Source organism: Paenibacillus fonticola DSM 21315 (genome assembly GCF_000381905.1).
GTDB lineage: Bacteria > Bacillota > Bacilli > Paenibacillales > Paenibacillaceae > Fontibacillus > Fontibacillus fonticola.
Genome location: NZ_KB907258.1, coordinates 40,293 through 64,907, shown reverse-complemented (window position 1 = coordinate 64,907; position 24,615 = coordinate 40,293). Strand labels below are relative to the sequence as shown.

The 24,615-nt window shown below is 47.3% G+C and carries 28 protein-coding genes; all 28 read left to right on the top strand.

The window, feature by feature from the left end:
• Nucleotides 1–5: 5 nt before the first annotated feature.
• The 28 genes from fliJ (at nucleotide 6) to G358_RS0114980 (ending at nucleotide 24,588) form a co-directional block, all read left to right on the top strand.
• Nucleotides 6–449: a flagellar export protein FliJ gene (gene fliJ, locus G358_RS0115115; RefSeq protein ID WP_019638078.1), complete on the top strand. Its 444-nt coding sequence runs from the start codon at nucleotides 6–8 to the stop codon at nucleotides 447–449.
• A gap of 46 nt (nucleotides 450–495) precedes the next feature.
• The gene (locus tag G358_RS0115110; RefSeq protein WP_019638077.1) at nucleotides 496–1,431 is read left to right on the top strand and encodes a MotE family protein; all 936 of its coding nucleotides are present in this window, start codon (nucleotides 496–498) and stop codon (nucleotides 1,429–1,431) included.
• 27 nt (nucleotides 1,432–1,458) lie between these two features.
• Nucleotides 1,459–2,862 (top strand): flagellar hook-length control protein FliK, encoded by a 1,404-nt coding sequence (locus tag G358_RS0115105; protein WP_019638076.1) that lies wholly within the window; start codon nucleotides 1,459–1,461, stop codon nucleotides 2,860–2,862.
• 17 nt (nucleotides 2,863–2,879) lie between these two features.
• Nucleotides 2,880–3,563 (top strand): flagellar hook capping FlgD N-terminal domain-containing protein, encoded by a 684-nt coding sequence (locus G358_RS30240; protein WP_019638075.1) that lies wholly within the window; start codon nucleotides 2,880–2,882, stop codon nucleotides 3,561–3,563.
• Nucleotides 3,560–3,943 carry a TIGR02530 family flagellar biosynthesis protein gene (locus G358_RS0115095; RefSeq protein ID WP_019638074.1) on the top strand — a complete coding sequence of 128 codons (384 nt, stop codon included), beginning with the start codon at nucleotides 3,560–3,562 and terminating at the stop codon, nucleotides 3,941–3,943. The genes G358_RS30240 and G358_RS0115095 overlap by 4 nt, the downstream gene beginning before the upstream one ends.
• Before the next feature lie 90 nt (nucleotides 3,944–4,033).
• Nucleotides 4,034–4,852: a flagellar basal body rod protein FlgG gene (gene flgG / locus G358_RS0115090; RefSeq protein WP_019638073.1), complete on the top strand. Its 819-nt coding sequence runs from the start codon at nucleotides 4,034–4,036 to the stop codon at nucleotides 4,850–4,852.
• A 126-nt stretch (nucleotides 4,853–4,978) separates the two neighbouring features.
• Entirely contained in the window at nucleotides 4,979–5,197 is a 219-nt protein-coding gene (locus G358_RS0115085; protein WP_019638072.1) for a flagellar FlbD family protein, read from the top strand.
• A 2-nt stretch (nucleotides 5,198–5,199) separates the two neighbouring features.
• Nucleotides 5,200–5,673 carry a flagellar basal body-associated FliL family protein gene (locus G358_RS0115080; RefSeq protein WP_019638071.1) on the top strand — a complete coding sequence of 158 codons (474 nt, stop codon included), beginning with the start codon at nucleotides 5,200–5,202 and terminating at the stop codon, nucleotides 5,671–5,673.
• A 38-nt stretch (nucleotides 5,674–5,711) separates the two neighbouring features.
• The gene (gene fliM, locus G358_RS0115075) at nucleotides 5,712–6,710 is read left to right on the top strand and encodes a flagellar motor switch protein FliM (protein WP_019638070.1); all 999 of its coding nucleotides are present in this window, start codon (nucleotides 5,712–5,714) and stop codon (nucleotides 6,708–6,710) included.
• The gene (gene fliY, locus G358_RS0115070; protein WP_019638069.1) at nucleotides 6,700–7,941 is read left to right on the top strand and encodes a flagellar motor switch phosphatase FliY; all 1,242 of its coding nucleotides are present in this window, start codon (nucleotides 6,700–6,702) and stop codon (nucleotides 7,939–7,941) included. Before fliM ends, fliY begins: the two co-directional genes overlap by 11 nt.
• A 27-nt stretch (nucleotides 7,942–7,968) precedes the next feature.
• On the top strand, nucleotides 7,969–8,334 hold the full coding sequence (locus tag G358_RS0115065) for a response regulator (protein ID WP_019638068.1): 366 nt from the start codon (nucleotides 7,969–7,971) through the stop codon (nucleotides 8,332–8,334).
• A gap of 10 nt (nucleotides 8,335–8,344) precedes the next feature.
• Nucleotides 8,345–8,881 carry a flagellar biosynthetic protein FliO gene (locus tag G358_RS0115060; RefSeq protein ID WP_019638067.1) on the top strand — a complete coding sequence of 179 codons (537 nt, stop codon included), beginning with the start codon at nucleotides 8,345–8,347 and terminating at the stop codon, nucleotides 8,879–8,881.
• A gap of 35 nt (nucleotides 8,882–8,916) precedes the next feature.
• Complete coding sequence (gene fliP, locus G358_RS0115055; protein ID WP_420836063.1) at nucleotides 8,917–9,639, top strand: flagellar type III secretion system pore protein FliP; 723 nt, start codon at nucleotides 8,917–8,919, stop codon at nucleotides 9,637–9,639.
• A gap of 82 nt (nucleotides 9,640–9,721) precedes the next feature.
• Nucleotides 9,722–9,991: a flagellar biosynthesis protein FliQ gene (fliQ, locus tag G358_RS0115050; RefSeq protein WP_019638065.1), complete on the top strand. Its 270-nt coding sequence runs from the start codon at nucleotides 9,722–9,724 to the stop codon at nucleotides 9,989–9,991.
• A 12-nt stretch (nucleotides 9,992–10,003) separates the two neighbouring features.
• A complete protein-coding gene (fliR, locus tag G358_RS0115045) occupies nucleotides 10,004–10,792 on the top strand; it encodes a flagellar biosynthetic protein FliR (protein ID WP_026342277.1) in 789 nt (262 codons plus the stop codon).
• Nucleotides 10,793–10,807: 15 nt separating this feature from the next.
• Entirely contained in the window at nucleotides 10,808–11,896 is a 1,089-nt protein-coding gene (gene flhB, locus G358_RS0115040; protein ID WP_019638063.1) for a flagellar biosynthesis protein FlhB, read from the top strand.
• Between the two features lie 24 nt (nucleotides 11,897–11,920).
• The gene (flhA, locus tag G358_RS0115035) at nucleotides 11,921–13,957 is read left to right on the top strand and encodes a flagellar biosynthesis protein FlhA (RefSeq protein ID WP_019638062.1); all 2,037 of its coding nucleotides are present in this window, start codon (nucleotides 11,921–11,923) and stop codon (nucleotides 13,955–13,957) included.
• A complete protein-coding gene (gene flhF, locus G358_RS0115030) occupies nucleotides 13,954–15,372 on the top strand; it encodes a flagellar biosynthesis GTPase FlhF (RefSeq protein WP_019638061.1) in 1,419 nt (472 codons plus the stop codon). Before flhA ends, flhF begins: the two co-directional genes overlap by 4 nt.
• Complete coding sequence (locus tag G358_RS0115025) at nucleotides 15,369–16,259, top strand: MinD/ParA family protein (protein ID WP_019638060.1); 891 nt, start codon at nucleotides 15,369–15,371, stop codon at nucleotides 16,257–16,259. The genes flhF and G358_RS0115025 overlap by 4 nt, the downstream gene beginning before the upstream one ends.
• A 27-nt stretch (nucleotides 16,260–16,286) precedes the next feature.
• Nucleotides 16,287–17,750 (top strand): protein-glutamate methylesterase/protein-glutamine glutaminase, encoded by a 1,464-nt coding sequence (locus tag G358_RS0115020; RefSeq protein ID WP_019638059.1) that lies wholly within the window; start codon nucleotides 16,287–16,289, stop codon nucleotides 17,748–17,750.
• Between the two features lie 28 nt (nucleotides 17,751–17,778).
• Nucleotides 17,779–19,875 (top strand): chemotaxis protein CheA, encoded by a 2,097-nt coding sequence (locus G358_RS0115015; protein ID WP_019638058.1) that lies wholly within the window; start codon nucleotides 17,779–17,781, stop codon nucleotides 19,873–19,875.
• Nucleotides 19,876–19,941: 66 nt separating this feature from the next.
• Nucleotides 19,942–20,403 (top strand): chemotaxis protein CheW, encoded by a 462-nt coding sequence (locus G358_RS0115010; protein WP_019638057.1) that lies wholly within the window; start codon nucleotides 19,942–19,944, stop codon nucleotides 20,401–20,403.
• 36 nt (nucleotides 20,404–20,439) lie between these two features.
• Entirely contained in the window at nucleotides 20,440–21,033 is a 594-nt protein-coding gene (locus G358_RS0115005) for a chemotaxis protein CheC (RefSeq protein ID WP_205621542.1), read from the top strand.
• On the top strand, nucleotides 21,026–21,523 hold the full coding sequence (locus G358_RS0115000; protein WP_019638055.1) for a chemotaxis protein CheD: 498 nt from the start codon (nucleotides 21,026–21,028) through the stop codon (nucleotides 21,521–21,523). The genes G358_RS0115005 and G358_RS0115000 overlap by 8 nt, the downstream gene beginning before the upstream one ends.
• An 89-nt stretch (nucleotides 21,524–21,612) precedes the next feature.
• A complete protein-coding gene (locus G358_RS0114995) occupies nucleotides 21,613–21,948 on the top strand; it encodes a hypothetical protein (RefSeq protein WP_240480035.1) in 336 nt (111 codons plus the stop codon).
• A 15-nt stretch (nucleotides 21,949–21,963) separates the two neighbouring features.
• The gene (locus tag G358_RS0114990) at nucleotides 21,964–22,752 is read left to right on the top strand and encodes a FliA/WhiG family RNA polymerase sigma factor (protein ID WP_019638053.1); all 789 of its coding nucleotides are present in this window, start codon (nucleotides 21,964–21,966) and stop codon (nucleotides 22,750–22,752) included.
• Nucleotides 22,753–22,803: 51 nt separating this feature from the next.
• Complete coding sequence (locus G358_RS0114985; RefSeq protein WP_019638052.1) at nucleotides 22,804–24,216, top strand: DUF342 domain-containing protein; 1,413 nt, start codon at nucleotides 22,804–22,806, stop codon at nucleotides 24,214–24,216.
• Between the two features lie 57 nt (nucleotides 24,217–24,273).
• Nucleotides 24,274–24,588, top strand: coding sequence for a hypothetical protein (locus G358_RS0114980; protein WP_240480034.1), 315 nt, complete (start codon nucleotides 24,274–24,276; stop codon nucleotides 24,586–24,588).
• Nucleotides 24,589–24,615: the final 27 nt, after the last annotated feature.

The following is a 24,615-nucleotide window of genomic DNA, read 5'->3' as shown; positions in this document are numbered from 1 at the left end:
AGAAGATGAAATTTCATTACGTCTATCAGAAAGTTGTCGATTTGAAATCCAATCAAAAAACGCAAGCGGAGTGGATGCTGTCTGCTGCCGTCGGCCAGCTTCAGGCGGAGCAGCGCACTCTGGAGTTGCTGCAGGAAGATAAACTCCAGACAATTTCGGCCATCCAGTCTGAAATGGAAAATAAAGCCTCGATGATCAAGCTCCATGAACTTCAGCGGTATATGGATTACTTGGAGGACCGCATCGCGATGAAAATCGGTGATGTGCATCAGGCAGAGGTAAATGTCGATAAGAAAAAAGCGGTCTTGAGCGGCAAAATGCTTGATGAAAAAGTCTGGCTCAAGGCTAAGGAGAAGGCGAAGGACAAGCACCAGCACGAAATGCTTCTTCGGGAACAAAACGAACTGGATGAAATCGCTACGGTCCGGTTTGCCATGAAAGCCCGGTAAGGAGTGACGGGCACGGGTCAACGGGTTTTCGAAGGAGGGAATGAGAATGGCGCAAGCTGATTTAGAAGAGGATTTGGAATCGGGTGGCGGTTTTTCGAGGTTTTTGTTTTTTGTTACCCCAATATTGTTCACTGTGGTGCTGTTAGGCGTTCTTTTGACGCTGTTTAATATAAACTTTCGGACCATGTTAATGGACTTAGGAAAACAAATACCAATTGTCAGAGATTACATCCCGGATTCCGATGGAGCGGCTGCGGAGGATGACAAGTCCGAGGAACAAAAGGCAAAAAAGCAGGCGGAAAGCAATGAGGCAGCCTTGAAGGAATTGAAAGATCAGGTGGCCAAACAGGAAGCTGAGCTGGAAGCGGCCAACCGCGAGGCAATTGAGCAGGATGATAAGGTGAAACAGCTTCAGGCACAATTAGATGCAGCCTTGACAGAGGCAATAGAGATGGAAGAGGCGGCCAAAGATGAGGCGTACCAGAAAGAGGTTAAAAAGCTTTCGCAGTTGTACGCGCAGATGAGTCCGAGTAAAGCGGCCGCCATTTTGGAAAAGCTGACGCTCGAGGAAACATTGCAAATGCTTAGCCTGATGAATAATGAGAGTAAAGTAGCGATTTTGGAGAAGATGGATCCTCAGAAGGCAGCGGACATTTCCATTCTGCTGAAAGATGTCACACCTGCTGACGATATGGCGATCGCCGCTTTGCAGTCCAGGCTGAAGAAAGAGGCAGAAGCTCCAGAGCAAGCCGCCAATGCAGCGGTCGGGCTGGATGATAAGCAGCTGGGCCAGACATTCTCCGGCATGTCTGCAGAATCGGCTGCAAAGCTGGTCATTCAAACTCATAAAATAAGCCCGGACAAGGCGCTCAAAATACTTAACTCCGTTGACGATGGGGCCCGGTCGAAAATACTGGCCGCCATGATGAAAGAAAACGAAGAGCTGACTGCTAAAATTGTGAACAAGCTGGTCAGCAAATAATGATAATGAAAGGAGGTGAACAAACAAATGAACCAATTAATCGCTAATTTGTCAGGCGGGAGCAGTATCAATGGGCTTTGGACTACAGGCAGCGGAAAAGTAGAAGCGATTCAGGGTAATGCACAAACATTCGAACAAACCTTGGTAAGCATGATGTTAGGCGGAACAAGTTTTGCAAATGGAGGAAGTGCTCTGCAGTCGCTGGTTATCGCGGGATTGGCAGATTTAGGTCAGCAGAATACGGGCGAGCCGGAACAGCAGGAACTGGTACCGATGATTGAAAATGTGCTTGGCCAGTTGAACGATCTTGATCAAGCGATCGCAGATAACCCATCCCTTTTGTTGGTCCTTCAAGCATGGCTGCAAGGATTTCAGGAGCTTGCATTGCCCCAGCACAATGAAGCGGCGGCAATGGTTGAAACGGATGAAACTCCCGCACCTGTACTTTCCCAGCATCCGGAGACGATGCGCTTTGCAATACAGGATGCATTAGTCCAGCTTATGCAAGCATCCCAGCAGCAGACCGGGCAATTCCCTTCCGCAATGCAGTCCGGACAACTGGTTGCAGCACTGCAGCAAGTCCTTCATATGGCTCAAGGGAACAATCAGACGGCCGAACACGTTGTGACGGGAAGCACAGGGAACAGCAACTGGATTGCTGCGCTGGAGCAAAATGTACAAGCGATTTTAAATGGCGGTACGAGTCAAGAAACCAGGAATGGCGAACATAGGCAAAATAATCAAGCATCACAAGCTCAAGCTTTGACGATTATTGATTCGACTTCAGCTAAAACCCAGGCGACATTTACCAACCTGAGCAGTCCGGCTGAAGGTGCCGAGCCCGTCGTTGATGTGGAGAGTGGACTTCATACGGGCAGTGTAGTGACCGTAGGCCAGCTCGCGATGCGAGACGGCATTGCCGCCCCTGTGAAACCGGCAGCGCCAAGCGTACCGGTGGAGCATTTTGGCAAGGAAATGGGCGGTTTTTTAGTCAGCAAGCTTGAAATCGTTAAGCTCCAAGGCATGTCGCAGGCCAGAATCTCACTCTATCCTGAGCATCTTGGTCAGGTAGACGTAAAGATTACGATGCAAAATGGACAATTGATTGCCCAGTTCGTCACGGAACATGCATTTGCGAGAGAATCATTGGAAGGGCAAATGGCTCAGTTAAGATCGGCCCTCCAAGCTCAAGGGCTGCAAGTGAACAAGCTGGAAGTTACGCAAAACACTTCGCTATCGTCCCATATGTATCAGGATGGCCGTCAACCGGGCAGTGGCACGCAACAACAGCAGAGTGGCAGTAAACGCCGCGAAGTTCGCGAGGAAGACGTAATGGCTTTGGGAGATTTGAACGAAGAATGGAACGAATGGATCTCTGAAGTGAGAGCCAGGGAAGAGAACTATGGCAGCTCCTTTGTTGCTAGAGTTTAACGGAAGGGAGGAAGCCTATGTCTAATTTCACGAATTCGGTTATGTGGCCAGGTTATGCAAAATCTAATGTCCCAAAGAAAAGCACAGAGGACAATCAAGCGCTGGGCAAAGACCAGTTTTTGAAAATTTTGATTACCCAGCTGCAGAATCAAGATCCGATGCAGCCGCTTCAGGACAAGGAATTTATTGCACAGATGGCTACATTCACATCGGTTGAGCAGCTGATGAATATTTCCAAGCAGCTGGATGTGATGAACCAGTCCCTAGGATCGGTATCGGGCCTAATTGGTAAAAAGGTGTCCTGGATATCGACGGAATATACTGGCGAGTACAACATAAAGACAGGCAAAAGCACGGTCACATCAACCGGAAGCGGAATCGTCGAAGCGATCGTCATTCGGGAAAATGTGCAGTACGCTAAAGTTGGCGATAAAGAAATTAAGCTGACGGACATTTTGCAAATTGATGATGTGCCGAAAAATGGTGAAGTACCGAAAGATGACGATGTACCGAAGGAAGAAATGCCTCCGGAAAATTCAACAGTTCCGGAAGCGGGGGAAACACCTGCTGGTTCGACTGCGGGAGCCGCGTCAGTTCATTCGAATTCATCCGCGGAATCACCTGATGATTCGCCCTCATTAGATGCAGAGCAGCAGTCTGAAACAGATGGCAATGCTGCTGGTGAGGTGGATACGCCATGAATGAGCCTATTCGCATAGGTAGCTTGTATCCCGGGCGAATCCAACCGAACGCCTTGCAGCAGGTCAGAAATTCGGGTCTTCATAAATCGCAGGATGTTACGTTTGAGGAAATGCTGCAAGATCGGCTGGTGCATTTTAGCAGCCATGCTGTAAAGCGCCTCGAACAACGGGGAATTCAACTGCAGCCAGAGCAGCTGCACCAGATTGAATCCGCAATAGACAACGCTGCGGCAAAAGGCGCTAAAGACTCGCTCATATTAATGAAGGATATGGCCTTGATCGTAAATGTCAAAAACCGGACAGTAGTCACGGCGATGGACGGCAGCAGTATGAAGCATAATGTGTTTACACAAATTGATAGTGCCGTCGTTATTTCTTAAATTGGCTGGCCCGGAAACGGAGAGCCAACAAAGTCACGGATCGACTGAAGTGGCTTGGATAATCAGCTATTCCAAGGAGGAATGTAATTAATGCTAAGGTCAATGTATTCGGGTGTATCTGGTATGCGTGGTTTTCAAACGAAACTGGACGTTATCGGCAATAACATCGCTAACGTAAATACAGTTGGGTTCAAAGCAGGCCGAGTAATGTTTAAGGATATTATGAGCCAAACAGTATCCGGGGTTACGGCTCCTTCTGACGAGGGAGCGGGCGGAATTAACGCGAGGCAGATTGGTTTGGGCGTATCTATCGGCTCGATCGATACACTTCATACCCAAGGTAGTGCAATGACCACAAATAACCCGCTCGATTTGCGGATTGATGGAGATGGGTTTTTTATGGTAAGGCTGTCCGAGGATCAGGAAGTGCCTTTCTTGACGAGAGCCGGCGACTTTCATCTGGATGCTGCTCGTCAACTGGTTACTTCTGACGGGCTGCGTGTCTGCGGATCCGATGGAGAAATGCTTCCGCCACTGGATGATACAGTAGTTGCCTTTACGATCTCCGCAGATGGTACGATCTTGACGCAGCTGGATACCGGCGAGATTGAGGAAGGCGGAATTATCGGGGTTGCCAGAGTCGTTAACCCGGAAGGCCTAGAGAAGATCGGCGGCAATTTATACCGGTTGACTCCGAACGCCAACGTGGATGAGCTGGAGCCGACGACAGGGAATGATGCTGCTGCCGGAACGGGAGCAATCATTGCGGGCCAGCTGGAAATGTCCAACGTGGACCTGACAGGCGAATTTACGGAAATGATCGTCGCACAGCGCGGATTCCAAGCCAACTCCCGTATCATAACAACATCCGATGAAGTGTTGCAGGAAGTTGTAAATCTGAAGCGCTAAGCATTTTCTGAAGCATTAAACATTTAAACAGCGGAGGGAGGGTCAGCCCTCCCGCCGCGAAAAGTCTTTCTGCTTTTTTGACAGGACAAACATAATGAAGTAAGACACCCGTATGGGAGGGTTAACATGATTTCTGTAACTCGATTAAATGGTACACAGATGTGGCTCAATGCCATAATGATTGAAACCGTGGAAGAAACCCCTGATACATATGTAACCCTCGTTACGGGTAAACGTATGATCGTGCTGGAAAAGGCAACCGACATTATCGCGAAGGTGAATGATTACTACAGTGAGATCGGTATCCATGCAGCAACCATTAAAGTGCAACAAACGGAGGAATAGTCATGAAAAAAATGGCGCCTTGGCTCATTACGATGTTATTGGCCATTACCCTGATCGTAATGGCAGCCTTTCTGCTGGTACATCAAATAACGAAACCTGCTCCGGGCAACGAAATAAATGCGGCGGTGCAAAATATTGGACAGCCTGCACACTTATCAGCGGATGAACTTGTGAAAGTAACTTCGACAATCGATGGCATCAAAACGAATTTGTCGGATCCGAATTATGTAGTAATCATTAACTTCGCATTCCAGCTCGATCGAGACGTCTCCAAAGAGGCTTTTGACAAAATTAAAGATTTCAAAATTAAGCCGATCATTGTTAAAACGCTGGCAGATACCAAGCCGGAGGATTTGAACGGAGCAAAAGGGAAAGACAACTTAAGCACGAAGCTGTTGAATCTGATCAACAATTCACTGCCGGAAGGAAAAGTGATTCAAATCGATATTACAGATTATATTATTTCTCCAATTTAAAAATATCGATGAATTAATCCTTGAAGGGGGTGAGATGATTGGTAGATGTATTATCGCAGAACGAAATCGATGCTCTGCTTGCCGCGTTGTCTTCCGGTGAGATGGATGCCGAGGAATTAAAAAAGGAAGAAACGCAGAAAAAAATCCGGGCTTATGATTTTAAAAGAGCGGTTAGATTTTCTAAAGATCATATCCGCAGCTTAACTCGAATTCACGAAAACTTTGCCAGGTTTCTTACCACTTATTTCTCGGCACAGCTTCGGACCTTTGTACAAATCAACGTTGTGCAGGTTGAACAACTGCCTTATGACGAATTTATAAGATCTATACCGAAGATGACGATTCTGAATATTTTTGAGGCTGAGCCGCTGGAAGGCAGAATGGTGCTGGAGGTTCACCCGAACGTAGCATTTGCCATGTTGGACAGGCTGCTTGGCGGTATAGGGATCGCTCCATCCAAAATCGGGTCTCTTACTGAAATCGAGACGATTATTATGGAACGCATTTTTAGCCGGGCTTTTGAAAGTTTGCAGGAGGCCTGGAAGACCGTCATGGACATTAGTCCGCGAATGGAAGCATTAGAGACGAATCCTCAGTTTATGCAGATCGTGTCACCCAATGAGACGATCGCGCTCATCTCGCTGAGTACTAAAATCGGTGATACTACGGGGATGATCAACTTGTGTATCCCGCATGTTGTTATCGAGCCCATTATGCCGAAGCTTTCGGTTCATCACTGGTTCGTATCCCAGAAGAAATCACGTGTACCCGAAGAGGTCGATGCGCTTCGAAATCGCGTGAATAAAGCCAAACTGCCGATCGTTGCTGAACTTGGTGAGTCACAAATTACAATTCAGGAGTTTTTAGGATTGTCTGTCGGGGATGTAATTTCCCTGAACAAGCCAGTCCATGATGGGCTCGGCATTAGAATCGGCGATAGATTGAAGTTTATCGGTAGTCCGGGTACGCTCAAAGACCGTGTCGCCGTTCAAATTGACGAAATTGTCAGCGAAGGAGTTGAGGAACTTGACGAGTAAAGATTACTTATCCCAAGAGGAAATTGACGCCCTGCTGAAGCAGGCGAATAGTGATACACCTTCTGAGCCGACGGTAGATGACTTCTTAACGCCGCTGGAGCAGGATGCCTTAGGGGAAATTGGAAATATCACTTTTGGTAGTGCGGCTACCGCGCTGTCGACTCTTTTAAGCAAAAAAGTGGATATTACTACTCCGAAGGTATCGATTATTACAAGATCTCAGTTCGAGACAGAGTTCCCCAAACCGCATGTAGCAATTCATGTTCAATATGTGGATGGGTTTGAAGGGATCAACTCATTAATTATTAAGACAAAAGATGCTCAGGTCATTGCTGATCTTATGCTTGGCGGAGAAGGCAATCCGGCGGAAGAGGAATTAAACGATATCCACATTAGTGCCGTACAAGAAGCGATGAATCAAATGATGGGCTCCTCCGCGACATCGATGTCGACCATTTTTAACCGGTTTGTTAATATTTCGCCTCCGGGGATCGATATTCTGAATATGTCGAATGGAACCGGGGTGGGTAGTCTGCCCCCCGATGAGACGCTAGTAAAAATATCATTTAGGCTAACTATCGGCGATTTGATTGATTCGACGATTATGCAGCTTCTTACGGTGCAGTTCTCTAAAGAGATGGTAGATAACTTGATCAATGGAGCGGTATCGGAATCGACTTCGATGGAGAGCGCGGCGGCATCTGCCCCGGCATCCGCACCGCCACCGGTATCTCCAGCAGTGGAGGATGCGCCTGCATTTTCGCAGCCGATGACTGCTCATGAGCCGCCGATGCAATCGCCAATGCAGCAGCCGATGATGCCTCCAATGCAGGATCAAGGTTATTATGCGCCGCCGCATGGCCGGCCGTACAATGAGCCGCAGCATTATGGAACCATGCCAGGCCGGAATTTGAATGTTCAGCCGGTGCAGTTCGCTAATTTAGGCGCTCCAGCTTATGCTCATGTGGATGAAAGTAATTTAAATTTACTGATGGACATTCCCCTTAAAGTCACCGTAGAATTAGGAAGGACCCAGAAGCAAATTAAGGATATCCTGGAATTGTCCCAGGGCTCTATTATCGAGCTGGACAAGCTGGCCGGTGAACCAGTGGACATTCTCGTGAACAACAAATTGATCGCTAAAGGCGAAGTTGTCGTCATTGATGAGAACTTTGGTGTTCGTGTGACGGATATCGTTAGTCAGTGGGACCGGATTCAAAAATTACAATAGTAGAAGTTTAGGGAGGATTTTAAATCAATGGCAAACCGAATTCTAATCGTAGACGACGCTGCTTTTATGAGAATGATGATCCGTGACATTTTAACGAAAAACGGATTCGAGGTCGTAGGAGAAGCGCAGGACGGTGCTCAGGCCGTCGAGAAATTCAAGGAGCTGCATCCGGATCTCGTAACGATGGATATTACGATGCCTGAAATGGACGGCATTGCTGCACTTAAAGAAATCAAGGGAATCGATCCGAATGCGAAGGTCATTATGTGTTCCGCTATGGGTCAGCAGGCAATGGTCATCGACGCGATCCAGGCTGGAGCTAAAGACTTTATTGTTAAGCCGTTCCAATCTGACCGTGTTATCGAAGCTATTAACAAGACACTAGGTTTGTAGGCTTTTTACGATGACATCGAATCAGCCGGACTATCCGCCGATTGGCAGCGATATGAACCTGTGGGGCAATTTAGTAACGGTCATTTCCGTACTGGCTATCATTATTGTATTAATCGTATTATTAATTCGTTTTCTTGGTAAGAGAAGCCGTTATTTGTCCCAAAGCCGATCGATCCGCACTCTAGCGGCCATCGGTTTGGGACCAAACAAATCTTTGCAGGTGATCGAAATCGGTGAAAGTGTCTATGTTGTCGGAGTAGGTGAAGACATTTCCCTGGTTGATAAAATTAATGATCCGGAAGAAGTGGCGATATTGCGCCGAGCATTTGAAGAACAAGGAGAAGAATTTCCTGCTCTTGCTTCCGTGGTAGGTAAATTAGCTGCTCGATTCCGCAAATCTCCTCCTAAGGAGGAAGAACTGGATGAGACGACCTTCCATGAAATGTTTCAATCGCAGTTAAGTAAAATGCCTAGTCGGAAACGGCAAATGGAGGAGCTGCTTCAGGACCAGGAAGGACAATCTACAGATCGGTTGAGGGATTCATGAAAAAAAAGGTCTTTATAGTAGGATTATTGTTTGCGATGTGGAGTGTGCTGACCGTGTCGGCCGCTTCGGCCGCGCCAGTGAATCCGATACCGGATATCGGCATTCAAATTGGAAATTCGGATGGACAGCCAGGTACGACATCCCTTTCTCTAATTTTGCTCATTACAGTATTAAGCATCGCTCCTGCGATTCTTATATTAATGACCAGCTTTACGAGAATTGTTATCGTGCTCGGATTTGTGCGCAACTCACTCGGGACGCAGCAAATGCCTCCCAACCAGGTGATTATAGGCTTGGCGCTATTTCTTACCTTGTTCGTCATGAGTCCGACACTGTCTGACATTAATGAGGTAGCTCTGCAGCCTTATATGAAAGGCGAAATTACGCAGACGGAAGCTTTGGACAAAGCGGCTGTACCTATGAAGAAGTTCATGTACAAACATACCCGTCCTAAAGATCTTCAGCTGTTTATGAGCTACACTAAGACGGAAAGACCGGCCAGTTATGAAGATTTACCGATATCCGTACTGGTGCCTGCGTTCGCAATCAGTGAATTGAAAACCGCGTTTCAAATGGGATTTTTAATATTTATTCCATTTCTCATTATCGATATTGTCGTGGCGAGTGTGCTGATGGCGATGGGGATGATGATGCTGCCGCCGGTTATGATTTCACTTCCGTTCAAAATATTACTGTTTGTGCTCGTTGACGGGTGGTATCTCGTCGTTAAATCATTATTGACCAGCTTTAGTCCTTAGCCGGAATGCGGTCTGCGTTACGTTCCGAATTCCGGCGGACAACCTTCAACGGAGAATATTTATCAATCTGGGGGGTAGACGGATGAATACGGATTTTATAATCGGTTTGGCCGGGCAAGCGGTTTTTACCGTGTTAAAGGTTAGTGCGCCGATGCTGGTTATTGGATTATCCGTCGGTTTAATCATAAGTATATTCCAGGCGACGACGCAAATCCAGGAACAGACACTGGCCTTCGTTCCTAAAATCATCGCCGTCTTACTCGCCTTGCTGTTATTCGGCCCTTGGATTTTGACGACCATGGTCGATTTTACTTACGGTATTTTAAACAATCTATCTAATTATATCGGTTAGGCATAAAAGAATATGGAGATTTTATTACAGTCTACTTCAATTTTTTTGCTAGTTTTTTGTCGAATGACAGCGTTTTTTGTAGTCGCGCCGATTTTTGCGTCACGTGGAATACCGAATTCATTCAAAATCGGGATATCGGCGATGATCGCTCTGCTAATTGTTATTATTCAAGACGGTAACCAGGTTATCCCGACTGATTTCAATTATATTTTGTTAATCATTCGTGAACTGTTGCTTGGATTACTGATGGGTTATGTGGCGGTTCTAATATTTACGGTTATCCAGATGGCAGGTTCGTTTATCGACATTCAAATGGGCTTTGGGATCGTTAACGTGATTGACCCTATGACAGGGGCATCCGCTCCTGTGCTCGGCAATTTTAAATACATGATTGCCACGTTATTGTTCCTGGCGATGAATGGCCATCATTACTTATTAGATGCTGTCATCCGCAGTTATAATTGGATGCCCCTATCCAATGAACTGTTTCAGAAAATATATCACGGGAGCATTGGCGAGTTTTTGGCAAGATTGTTCAGTCAAGCGTTTTTGCTGTCATTCCAACTTGCGGCACCGCTTGTTGTCGCCTTGTTCGTGACGGATGTAGCGCTCGGATTTTTAGCCCGGACGGCTCCTCAATTTAACGTTTTTGTCATTGGGATACCGCTTAAAATTATGGTCGGGTTATTGATGCTTCTGCTGCTCATTCCCAGCTTCATTTATGCTTTTGAGAACTTGTTCCAGGTTTTATTCAAATCGCTGCATAATTTGTTTGGCACGATCGGGCAAAGGCCAACGTAGGATAGGGGGATCGTTATGTCGTTCCGGTATGCGCTGAACCTGCAGCTGTTTGCCGGTGAAAAAACAGAGAAGGCTACGCCAAAGAAACGGCAGGATGCCCGGAAAAAAGGCCAGGTTGCTAAAAGTCAGGATTTATCAGGCTCGATCGTGTTGTTGTCCGCTTTTTTATGCCTGTTAATGTTCGGAGGCTTCATCAAGGAACGACTGATTTTACTTTTTTCTGACGTGTATTTTCACCGGATGAACATGGATGTTACCAAAGAAAATGTCATGACGATGTTTGGAGACTATATGTTTCAAATTTTACTCCTCCTTGCACCGGTGTTTTTAGTCGTCGTTGTGATGGCAGTCATTGCAAACTATGCCCAGGTCGGTTTTTTGCTGACAGGAGAACCATTTAAAATTCAGTTCAAGAAGCTGGATCCGATCAAAGGGTTTAAAAGAATTTTTTCAATGCGGTCCTTGGTCGAGTTTCTGAAGTCGCTTCTGAAACTAACGATCATCGGCTATCTGGTTTATTCTACCGTTTGGGGAGCTCGCGGAAATATCGCTGCCCTGGGACATGTCACGATAGAGGACGCATTTTATTTTACTTCCAAGCTTACGATGAATCTCGGTTTAAAAATCGGGGCTGCTTTATTCGTACTGGCCGTTCTCGATTACCTGTACCAGAAATATGAGCATGAGAAAAACTTGAAAATGTCCAAGCAGGACATAAAAGACGAGTACAAAAAAATGGAAGGCGATCCGCTCATCAAAGGCAAAATAAGAGAAAGACAGCGGCGCATGGCACTGCAGCGTATGATGCAGGAAGTGCCTAAAGCAGATGTTATCATTACAAACCCTACCCACTTTGCCGTCGCCTTGAAATATGAGGGTTCCGAAATGGATGCCCCGCAAATCGTTGCTAAGGGTCAGGATTATGTAGCCCTCCGCATCCGCGAAATCGCTAAGGAACACGGCGTTATTATTATGGAAAATAAGCCGCTGGCACGAGCATTGTTCCAAAGAGCGGAAATCGGCGATTCGATTCCTGCAGACTTGTTTCAGGCCGTAGCCGAAGTGCTGGCTTACGTATATAGAATGAAAGGAAAGAGTAAATAATGGACGGGATCGGAGGCGGAGCCAATGAAGAAGGCTAAGGATTTATTTATACTGATAGGTATTATCGGCATCGTTCTATTAATGATTCTTCCGATCCCGACCTGGCTGCTGGATATTCTTCTCATCATTAACATATCGATCGCTTTGATGATTCTGCTTGTTGCCATGAATACGAAAGAGGCGCTGCAGTTTTCTATCTTTCCGGCAATGCTTCTTATCACAACGTTATTCCGGCTAGCACTCAATGTATCGACAACCAAGCTTATTTTGGGACAAGCCAAAGCCGGTGATGTCGTTGCCACATTTGGCTCCTGGGTATCGCAAGGCCAGCCAGTTGTCGGTTTCATCGTGTTCCTTATCCTGGTAGTCGTTCAGTTTATCGTCATTACTAAGGGATCGGAACGCGTAGCGGAAGTGGCAGCGCGTTTCACCTTGGATGCAATGCCGGGGAAACAGATGAGTATTGATGCGGATTTGAATGCCGGTCTGATTAACGAGCAGCAGGCGAGAGATCGTCGTCGCAAGATCGAAAGAGAGTCGGATTTCTACGGAGCTATGGACGGGGCGAGCAAGTTCGTCAAAGGTGACGCCATTGCAAGTATTATAATATTGCTGATTAACCTGATCGGCGGTTTCATTATTGGAATGTCGATTCATCACATGGGGTTTGGCGAGGCGTTATCCACTTACTCCCTCCTTACGATCGGGGACGGACTTGTCAGCCAAATTCCTGCGTTGCTGATCTCGACTGCAGCCGGCCTTATCGTTACCCGCGCTTCTTCGGAAGGCAATTTGGCAGACGATATTACTGGCCAGCTTTTCAGTTATCCGAAGCTCCTTTATATTGTAGCTGGTACTATCGGGATGCTAGGACTTTTTACCCCTATCGGACCTGTAACGACATTGCCTTTTTCAGGTTTACTCGCTTTTGCGGGCTATAGGATGCAGAAAAACCTCAACCGTCATCAAATTGAACAGGAGCAGGAAGAGGAGGAGCAGCAGATCGAAGAGGTGCGAAGTCCGGAAAGTGTCATCAACTTGCTGCAGGTCGATCCGATTGAATTCGAATTTGGATATGGCCTCATCCCTTTGGCAGACAGCGGCCAAGGCGGAGATTTGTTAGACAGAATCATTATGATCCGCCGGCAATGTGCGCTAGAAATGGGGTTAGTTGTACCTGTTATTCGAATTCGTGACAATATTCAACTAAAACCGAACGAATATGTGATCAAAATTAAAGGAAATGTCGTTGGTGGTGGTGAATTATTACTTAATCACTATTTGGCAATGAGTCCTGGGATGGATGACGAATCGATTACAGGTATTGAGACTCGGGAACCAGCCTTTGGATTGCCAGCGATTTGGATCGATGAATCGACGAAAGACCGGGCTGAGCTATCAGGCTATACTGTAGTTGATCCCCCTTCCGTAGTGGCTACCCATTTGACGGAAATGATCAAGAAGCACGCGCATGAGCTGCTTGGCAGACAGGAGACGAAGACGCTTGTCGATAATCTCAGGGACAACTACGCCGTTCTTGTCGATGAACTCATCCCTTCCGTACTCTCTATTGGAGATGTGCAAAAAGTGCTGGCCAAGCTGCTGCGTGAGAAAATATCCATTCGCGATATGGTGACGATCTTTGAAACGCTGGCTGACTACGGAACCTATACAAAGGATCCGGATGTGTTGACCGAGTACGTCAGACAAGCGCTATCGAGGCAAATTACGCAGCAATATACTCAGCAGGGTGAAACGATGAGGGTAATTACCGTAGGTCCATCGCTCGAGAAGAAAATTGCCGAAAGTGTACAACAGACCGAGCAGGGCAGCTATTTAGCCCTTGATCCCGCCTCTACTCAATCGGTCTACCAGAAACTGACGGAGCAAATCAACCGGTTGGTTCAAACAGGACAACAGCCGATCGTCCTGACATCACCTACGATTCGCATGTATTTACGCCAGGTGGTCGAGCGGACGATGCAGGACATACCCGTACTGTCTTACAGTGAACTTGAGCCGAATGTCGAAATTCAGAGTGTCGGAGTGGTGAACTTATGAGAGTAAAAAGGTATATCGTCGAGACGATGCCTGAGGCTATGCACAAAATCCGTGATGAGCTGGGCGTCGACGCTGTCATTTTAAGTACGAAGGAATTAAAAATCGGCGGGTTTCTCGGAATGTTTCAGAAGAAAAAAATTGAAGTGATCGCTGCATCAGAAAGCAAGGAAACGGCAGCACCCAAGGGGAAACCATCCCGGCCACTCGTTACAGCTCCTTCATTTCCGCCGGTTACGCCACATGCGGTGCCTGAAGCCTATCGGAAATCTTCAGCGATGATGCAGCAGGGGGGCAGCAGCGCTGTATTGCCGGCAGCAGGGAATGAAGAGGACAAGGCGGGTCTAGGGGACAAGCAGCTGACACCGGCAGCCGCTGCCGTTGCTGCGGTCGCTGTAGCCCAGGCTGACGATCCATTGCTGGAGGGAGAGCGACTGCAATTGTCAGCCCGAGTCCAAGACAGTATTGCTGCCGGAACTGCGGCTCTGCATGGAGCCGTATCTGGCGACGAGGCTATGCCCTCCTCGCCTGCGGGCAGCAGAGAAGACCGGCTGTTCATAGAAATTGAACAGATGAAAATGCTGATGTCGAAGCTCGCCCGGTTTCAAGAAGGCTTACCGGAGCTGCCCGAGCCGCTGAATGAATTGAAGGAAAGGCTTGTCGGGCAAGAGGTCAATCACGCGCTTGTGGACTTATGGATCGACTCCACCTATCGAGAGTGGGAGAACAGCGAGAAGAAAATGAGCGATGAGGAATTAACGGCCTCCGTGAGAACGAGTATTGAATCCTTTCTTAAGGAGCGGATCGGCCAGGGAATTCAGGAAGGGACTAAAGTAGTATACATTGTCGGGCCAACGGGTGTCGGAAAGACGACGACGATCGCCAAACTGGCAGCGGATCAAATTTTTCGGGCCCGGAAAAAGGTAGGCTTCATTACAGCGGATACGTATCGCATTTCGGCGATAGAGCAATTGCGGACGTATGCTTCGATTTTGAACGTTCCGCTTGAGGTTGTCCAGTCACCGGGGGATGTGCAAAGGGCGATGCAGCGCCTGCAGCATTGCGATCTGATTTTAATGGATACGGCAGGAAGAAATTATCTGAATGAGCTGTATGTCGCTGAATTACACAGTTTGTTGAGCCCTTCAGAGCTCAGCGAAACTTATTTGGTACTTAGCTTGACTTCTAAAAGCCAGGATATGAAGACGATTACCGAGCATTTCAGCAAATATGGCATCGAGAAGGTGATATTTACGAAGCTGGATGAAACGCAAAGCGTTGGACCTATTTATAGCTTGCTGGATGAGTATCCGCTGCAGGTATGCTATGTAACGAATGGCCAGAATGTACCCGATGATTTGCTGCAAGCCGACAATGATTTATTTATGGATATGCTTCTTGGAGCAAAACGGACATGAATGACCAGGCTCAATCTCTTAGACGGCTTGTATCAACCTTAGAAGAGTCATCCAGTACACAGGCGTCCAAATCTCGTTCAGCCCGCATTATTACTGTAAGCAGCGGGAAGGGCGGTGTTGGCAAATCCAATTTCACCTTAAATTTTGCTCTGGCTCTAAAAACGCTTGGCCGCAAGGTGCTCATCTTCGATGCAGATATCGGCATGGCTAACATCGATGTACTTATGGGGGCCCGCCCCCGGTACAATTTATACCATCTGCTCAAAGGCGAGAGGAGTATAGAGGAGATTGTCGAGTTGGGGGCTTTCGGTCTTCCCTTTATCGCGGGTGGATCAGGAATGGCCGATTTATTTACTTTATCGGAATCCGATCTGAATTATTTTACCTCGCAAATTGAAGGGATTTCCGAACAAATGGATTTTATTATTTTTGATACGGGAGCAGGCTTATCGAAAGAAACGGTAAAGTTTATTACTGCAGCCGATGAGTGTCTGGTAGTCACGACGCCAGAGCCAACTGCAATTACAGATGCATATGCATTAATCAAAGTCGTTCATGGTATGGATCAGGATGTAGCATTTCGCCTTGTCATTAACCGTGTTGCGAATAAGCAGGAAGCTCAGCAGGTTACCGATAAAATTTCCCTGGTGGCCAGACGTTTTCTCGATATGGAGGTTCCACTGCTTGGACATATCCATGATGATCCGCATGTAATGCAGGCGGTAAAGAAACAAGTCCCATTTTCAACCGCATTTCCTAGCTGTGTAGCTGCACGCGACATTCAACGACTGGCTATTAAATATTTGGAAGTTCCACAGATCGGGCAAAAGGATACCTTGACAGGAATCAAAGGATTTATGCATAGATGGCTTAAGCGCACAAGATGATTCTAATTAAGGAACAGGGGTGGGACGATGCCTTACCGGATTATGGTGGTCGATGATTCGGCATTTATGAGGAAGATCGTGTCAGACTTAATTGAGCAGAATCCTTCATGCGAAGTAATCGCTACGGCCCGAAATGGGCGTGAGGCTATTGAACAAATTGCTCTTTTATCGCCGGATCTTGTGACATTGGACGTAGAAATGCCGGAAATGAACGGACTTGATGCTCTGAAAATCATCATGGAGCGTCACCCGGTGCCTGTCATTATGCTTTCGGGCATCAACGAGCAAGGTATGCGGGAGACGATCATGGCTCTCGAATTGGGAGCTTTTGATTTTATCCGCAAGCCGTCCGCTTCCACTAGTTCGCATGATATTGCCCAGGTTCGACGCGAACTTCATGAACAGATTCAAGCGGCCATGCTGATGAAGGAGCACAAGGCTGCCAGACAGCTCGCGCTGGACAATTCGGTTAATCAACACGCGCGGTCTCCAAACTTAAATAAATCGGCGCGTCCGGCAAATGCCGAGACGACAAAATCATCACACAAGCCTACACCTGGTACACCTGGTACACTTCGTCCAGGGGCCAAGTCTGGCGCAGCTAAAGCATATGCAGCTTCAGCTTCGGAGGTCCTGTCTAAAAATGAAGGGGCTAAGGCAGAGGCTTCGGATCGAACAAAACTGAATTCGGCACACCTTCAGAAAAAGACCGGACCATATGTGCATGTGCCGGATGGAGCAGATCGGTTAAATCGACCGCTTTTACCAGATAAGCTCGCTAATCCGGCTTTAATCCACAAGAAAAATAACGGCTCAATCATGAAACGGCCAAAAGCGGATGAGAAAATTGAGGCAGCAGCAATTCAACAACGACTGCCTGTCAAAGAAAAGAATAGCGGCTTACCCTTAAAGACGGATTTCACTGACCTGGTAGCCATCGGGACATCAACAGGGGGCCCCAAAGCTCTAAAAGCTGTGTTAGAAAAAATACCCAGGAACTTCCCGGCGCCTATCGTGATCGTGCAGCATATGCCGCCAAACTTCACCAAATCATTAGCGCAGCGGTTAAATAGTTTAAGCGCACTGCACGTAGTTGAGGCAGAAGAAGGAATGAAGCTGCTTCCGGGTACAGCCTACATTGCCCCAGGCGGCCATCATATGAATGTGGTTAAGGATTTGGATGGTTATAAAGTTACCTTGACGGGACAGGAGCCTCGTAATGGTCATAGACCGTCGGTAGATGTTATGTATGAATCATTAATGCCGCTTAAAGCGCTGAAAAGGCATATTGTACTTTTAACGGGGATGGGCAGCGACGGGGCGAGAGCAATGAAGAAGCTGTATGATGCGGGTGTCAGTTCGACCATTGCTGAAAGTGAAGAGACCTGCGTAGTTTACGGCATGCCGCGCTCAGCGATTGAACTGAATTGTGTAAGTCATGTTTTACCATTACATGAGATCGGCCCCAAGCTTGTACAAGTAGTGAAATAAAGGAATCTCTTAGAGGAGGTGCCTCACCATGGACATGAATCAGTATTTATCCATGTTTATCGATGAGTCCAACGATCATTTGCAATCATTAAACGAGAATATGCTGGAGCTGGAAAAAGCCCCGGAGGATATTGGCATTGTGCAAGTTATTTTCCGTTCGGCGCATACCCTTAAAGGAATGGCTGCCACGATGGGATTTGAGGATTTATCCTCATTGACGCATCAGATGGAGAATGTGCTGGATCTGGTGCGTAACGAAAAGCTGAAAATGCAGGAGTATATTTTCGATACGTTATTCAAAAGTCTGGACGCTCTGCAGCTGATGGTGCAGGATATCACGCAAGGCGGCGACGGCAAAGCCGACGTCCAATCGATCGTATCTTCGCTCCAGGCGATCGTTCGCGGTGAGGTACCGGGAGGCGGGGATGAGAAGCCGGCTGCCGGGAATAATGCTGGTGCAGCCGCTGCTTCTGGGGCTATTCATTCAGATATTCAGCTGGATGAGTATCAATTTTCGGTACTGGAGCAATCGATATCTGAAGGCCATAAGGTCCTGTACATCGAGGTAGCTATTCGTGAGGACTGTCAATTAAAAGCTGCGCGAGCGTATTTGGTCTTTGACCTGCTTGAGCGATACGGTGAAATCGTGAAGTCTCATCCCTCTGTACAGGAGATCGAGCAGGAAAAATTTGATCGCAGCTTCTCGCTATATTACATAACGCAGAAGGAAGCTTCGGAATTACAAAGCATGATTGTAAATCTGTCCGAAATCGATTTTGCGCAGGTAGTCACGCTCGATCATGAGACGCTTAGCGAGCTTACGACCGGGGTTAAAGAGGCCGCGGCAGGAGCCGCAACGGCACCCGCTGCTGTCAGTGCTGCTGCGCCGGAAGTTAAAGCCTCTGAACAGGCAGCTTCAAAACCGGCGGCAAGTGAAGCGAAAGCCGGCGGCCGCACGAATGGAGGAGGAGCACCCTCTCGAACGATTCGCGTCGATATTGAGCGTTTGGATGTGCTCATGAATTTACTTAGCGAACTGCTTATCGACCGTTCCAGACTGGAGCAGCTTGCCCAAGAAGTAAAGCGGGCTGATTTGACCGAGACGGTTGAGCATATGAGCCGTGTTGGCAGTGATCTTCAGAACATTGTTCTCAAGCTGCGCATGGTTCCGATCGATACGGTATTCAGCCGCTTTCCGCGCATGGTTCGAGACGTGGCCAAATCGCTGGACAAGAAAATCGATCTGGTCATTATCGGTGCGGAGACCGAGCTGGATCGCACCGTCATTGATGAGATCGGTGATCCGCTTGTGCATTTGCTGAGAAATGCGGTCGATCACGGTGTTGAATCTACGGCACAGCGCATCGCTGCTGGCAAGCCGGAGACAGGAACCGTTCAATTGCGTGCTTTCCACAGTGGAAATCATGTATTTATTGAAATTGAGGATGACGGCGGCGGCATCGATCGGGATAAAATTTTGAGCAGAGCCTTTAAGAACGGGATCGTCAAGGAAAGCGAAGCTGCTGCCATGTCGGACGAGCAGGTGTATATGCTTTTGTTTGCCGCTGGATTTAGTACCGCGGATGTCATCTCTGACATTTCGGGGCGCGGTGTCGGACTTGATGTTGTCCGTTCAAAAATCGAGTCGTTAAGCGGCGTCGTATCCGTAACTTCTACGCTTGGCCAAGGAACGAAGTTCTCGGTGCAGCTCCCGCTGACCCTCTCCATCATTTCGGCGATGCTGATTAAGATTGGTTCCGAGAAGTACGCGATTCCGCTCTCATCGATCGTTGAGACTGGACTTATTCAACGTAAGCAAATTCGCAAAGTACACGGATATACGATGATCCCTTATCGAGATGCGCATATTCCACTGTTATCTTTGGCCAATCTGTTTGAAGTTGCTGACTTTGCCGAGGATGCCGAGGAGGAAACGGAAATTGTCGTCGTCCGTAAAGGCGATCGGCTGGCAGCTCTGACTGTTGAAGATTTCATCGGACAAAGCGAGATCGTCATTAAAAATCTGGGCAAATACTTGCCGGCAATTCAAGGTGTTGCAGGTGCGACGATTTTGGGTGACGGACAGGTAGCTCTGATTATTGATCCGAATGCTTTCATTAAGTAAAGCCATTACACACTCGGTAGGCAGGGCGCAAGCAGTCTCTGCTTCAACCATTAAGGAGGATTTACCATGGGAGAGGAATTGAAAGTCATCGTATTTAAACTGGGTGATGAAGAGTACGGGATTGAGGTGGACAAGGTCCAGACGATTGAACGGATGATGCCTATTACCCGCGTACCGAAAACTTATTCCTTTGTAAAAGGAGTAATAAATCTTCGTGGCGTCGTAATCCCCGTCATTGACCTGCGCGGCCGCTTCGGTCTTCCAGAAGCAGATTATACGGACCAGACACGGATTATTATCGTAGCTGTAAATGAGATGGAGGTTGGCTTTATCGTTGATTCTGCTAACGATGTCATGGACTTGAATTCCGATACGATCGATTCGCCGCCGGATGTCGTTGGAGGAATCAAAGCGAAATATTTGCACGGAGTGGCACGTATTTCGGATGAACGGCTTCTGGTCATGCTGAACTTGTCCGAGGTATTAAATCGTTCAGAAATCATTCAATTGGAAAGCTTAGAGGGTTAAGAGGTGGATCTGTTCAGAGGCTTTGAGGAATTTAAAATGGATGTGTTAAAGGAAGTTGGCAACATCGGTGCGGGTAATGCGGCAACCGCTTTGTCGAGACTCCTTGATAAACCGATTGATATGGCGGTTCCCAAAGTGCAGATGCTGCCATTCGAAGCCGTTGCTGACAAAGTAGGCGGGGCGGAGAGTGTAGTTCTCGCTATCTTTTTAAGAGTTGAAGGGGATGCCCCTGGCAATCTGTTTTTTATCCTTAGTCCTGAAGCAGCGAAGAAGCTGCTTCATCGCCTCGCTGGTCTTCAAGTCGAAAGCGAGGAAGAGTTTTCGGAGATGGAATGGTCGGCGTTGTCTGAAATCGGTAACATATTGGCAGGCTCCTACTTGTCTTCGCTTGCTGATTTCACATCGCTCTCTATGATGCCGACAGTGCCAGCGCTGGCCATGGATATGGCGGGGGCAATACTTAGTTATGGACTGCTGCAGTTTGGTGAAATGGGTGATTCCGCATTGCTGATCGATACGACCTTTATCGAAGGACAACATGAAGTGGAGGGACAATTTTTCCTTATACCGGATCCAGATTCGTTTGATAAAATATTCGCTGCCTTAGGAGTACCAATGAATCATGATTGAAGAGCAGCGAGTTGTTAAGGTCGGTATGGCAGATCTCAATATCATCGAGCAGCAAGGGCTAATTCGTACGACAGGGCTTGGCTCCTGCGTAGGATTAACTTTATTCGATCCGATCGTCAAAGTGGCTGGTCTTGCACATGTAATGCTTCCGGTCTCTACGATAGCACGCGATGGCGCATTAAACATTGCGAAATATGCGGACACTGCTGTCCCAGCTTTATTAGAACGATTACTGGAAAGCGGAGCAGATCAGGCGAGAATAGTGGCTAAAATGGCAGGCGGATCTCAAATGTTCACTTTTGCCGGAACAGGGGATTCGCTCCGGATTGGCCCGCGAAATGTGGAGTCTTGCAAGGAAAAATTAAACGAACTGGGTATCCCTTTACTAGCGGAAGATACAGGGGGCAATTACGGTAGAACAATCGAGCTTGATTGTGAGACCGGTATATTGTTCATACGCAGTGTACAAAAGGGTATAAAGGAATTGTAGCCATGGCTGGAAAAATGAAATATTACATGTTGTTTGGACTCTTTGGGTTTTTAATCACGTTTGCTGTCTCTTCTAGCAGTAACTTGTTTATGACAAGCTTAATCCGATCATTGATTGGCTTTGTGGTCTGGTTTGCGCTTTCTTATGCGGCCTACTGGATGTTCGGCTTCATGAAAGAAATGTCCCCGATCCCAGAGACCGAGGAATTAGGCGTATCTCCCGAAGATGAGGGAAAAGGCGGACAGCTTGATTTGACGACTCCGGATGAAACGGATGAACTGAACGACTTGTTGAAGCAGCCACTTGGAGATCAGACAGGACAGAACGATTTTACACCATTAAACCCGCCAAAATTGGTAAAGACATCTGACGACAAAGATCCTGAAGAACTGGCTAAAGTTGTTCGTCACCTGACAGAAAACTAAGGAGGGTGAAGGCAATTGGAAGAGCGAAAGACATCCTCTTTAAGCTACGCTGATGTGTGGGAGCGTTGGAAAGAACACGGCGAAATAGAGGCCAAAAAACAGCTTATTGAAAAGCATTTACACATTGTCGATTATGTATCGGGACGTCTTGCGGTGGGCCTTCCGAAAAATGTGTCTAAAGATGACTTGTACAGTAATGGTATAATGGGCTTGATAGATGCTGTAGAGAAATTTGACTATAAACGGGGTCTGCAATTTGAGACCTATGCTTCATGGAGAGTTAGAGGGGCCATCCTGGACGGATTGCGGCAGGGGGATTGGGTTCCCAGGTCTGTTCGCGAAAAAGCTAAAAAAATTGAAGAAGGGTATCAGCAATTGGAGCAGCAATACCTCCGTTCTGTTACAGATATGGAAATGAGCGCTTATTTGAACGTAAGCGAGAAGGAATTTCAAAATATGCTGCAGGAAGTTGCCGTCATGACTCTTTGTTCGTTAGAAGATCCGATTCGGGAAGAGGAATCCGAAACGCGGCTTACTTTATTGATCGATGAGAAAGCTAAAAATCCCGATTACAAAGTGAGGGAATTTTTCCTTAAAGATTCTTTGGCGAAAGGGATCGAAAAGCTGACCGAGAAGGAACGGACGGTAGTTTCTTTACTATACTATGATGATCTATCCTTAAGTGAAATCGCGGAGGTGATGTCTCTTTCCCCGTCACGTATCTCTCAACTCCATTCTAAAGCTATTCTTAGACTGCGTGGCAGCTTGGAGAAACAGAAAGATTTGTTGATGAGAGAAGATTGAAGACTGCAAGATGAACTTGCGAGTATTATGAGATGGAAGGAGGAACGACTAATGGAATACATGAAGGATCTAGCTCAAATTTTGAGTGTAACGATGAATGATGACAAAACGGTAGCCTATTTGCAATTTTTGAAGAAGGATGAGGAGTTTACTTGTACTCCTGATGTTTTGCTTCACTTTTTGCGAGGGGAAGGTGTGAAATACGGTATTCAGGACGATATCGTGACAAGATTTTCTCTTCATCCTAAAGAATACTATTTTAGTAAAACACCGATCGCTATCGGAATCGAGCCGGTACAAGGCAAAGACGGCTCGATTCGCTATGCGGTGCCGATGGATGACGAGGATCAGCACCGTAAACCGGCGGAGAGCGATGACGGCACAGTAGATTTTAAAGACATCACCCGCTTGAACAACGTACGAAAAGGCCAGATTATCGCAGAGCTTGTCCCACCGGTGCCGGGAAGCCCTGGCACAGCGATTACAGGCGAGCCGATTCCTTGTAAGGAAGGGAAGGAAGCGCGCTTTAAGGTAGGCAAAAATGTCGTTCTTAACCCGGAACAGACAGCAATGTATGCGGCAATCGACGGTCTAGTCACGCGGACGGATAAAGGCAAATTGAACGTATTTCCGGTCTATGAGATTAATGGCGATGTCGACTATAGTACCGGTAATATCGATTTTGTAGGGACGGTCGTCATCCGCGGCAACGTTTTGACTGGTTTTCGCGTCTGCGCTTCCGGGGATATTCGTGTCAATGGCGGAGTAGAGGGTGCGGAGTTAATTGCCGATGGTTCCATTGAAATAACAGGCGGCATTATCGGTTATAACAAAGGGCTAGTCAAAGCGGCTCACCACGTAAAGAGCTCGTTTATCCAGGATGGAAACGTTCAGGCTGGCGAGGATGTCATCGTTACGCAAAGTATTATGCATTCCAATGTCCGGGCTGGCCGTGATGTGATCTGCAGCGGAACCAAAGGTCTTATCGTCGGTGGTAACATTCAGGCAGGCGAGCGGGTTACGGCCCGAATTATCGGCAATCCGATGTCTACAACGACTTCGATTGAAGTGGGGGTTTTGCCGGAGCTGCGGAATGAACTGCTTGAGCTGCGTCAGCAGACAAAGGTCCAGATGGAAAATCTTGACAAGACGAAGAAAGCGCTTGCTTTGCTTGATCAGCTCGCTTCCATGGGAAAACTGACACCGGATAAGGTGGCGATGAGATCGAAGCTTAACTTGACCCAGAAATCAAACATGCAAGAGCTTGAGGAAATTAGAGAACGGATGCTATTTATCGAGAAGGCGCTGGAAGAGACGGGAAATGCACGGGTGGATGTGCTGAAAATGATTTATGGCGGATCTAGAATTGTCATTGGCAGATATACAAAATATATTAAAGATCCTGTGTCCCGAATGTCTTTCTATTATAGTGAAGGAGACATTTCTATGTCGGCTTACGTCTAGGGCTCCTAATGAAGACAAACAATTCTCTGAATTCGGCTTGAGGTGATTTTTATGAATATGAAATCCGTTGAATTGCAAATAGCTGTCCCCCGGACTAGCGAGGCGGGGCGTATTCAGCAAGATCAGCAGCAGAGGCCTCTCAGTGATCAGTCTTTACTCGCACAGCAAAATTTGAAGACGAGCGAGCTTGAACGGAAAAGAAGCTCGGGGTTGGAACAGAGCGCTCATAACAAGGCTGTAAAACGAGAAGGAAGTGCCTCCTCTGACCGGCAGCAAGAGCAACCGGAGTCCGGAGAACAGCAGGAAGAGCGGGATAAAGATCAGCCAGCCGAGCATCCCTATAAAGGAAAACATATCGATTTGTCATTTTAGCAGGACAACATACATGAATACGTACAG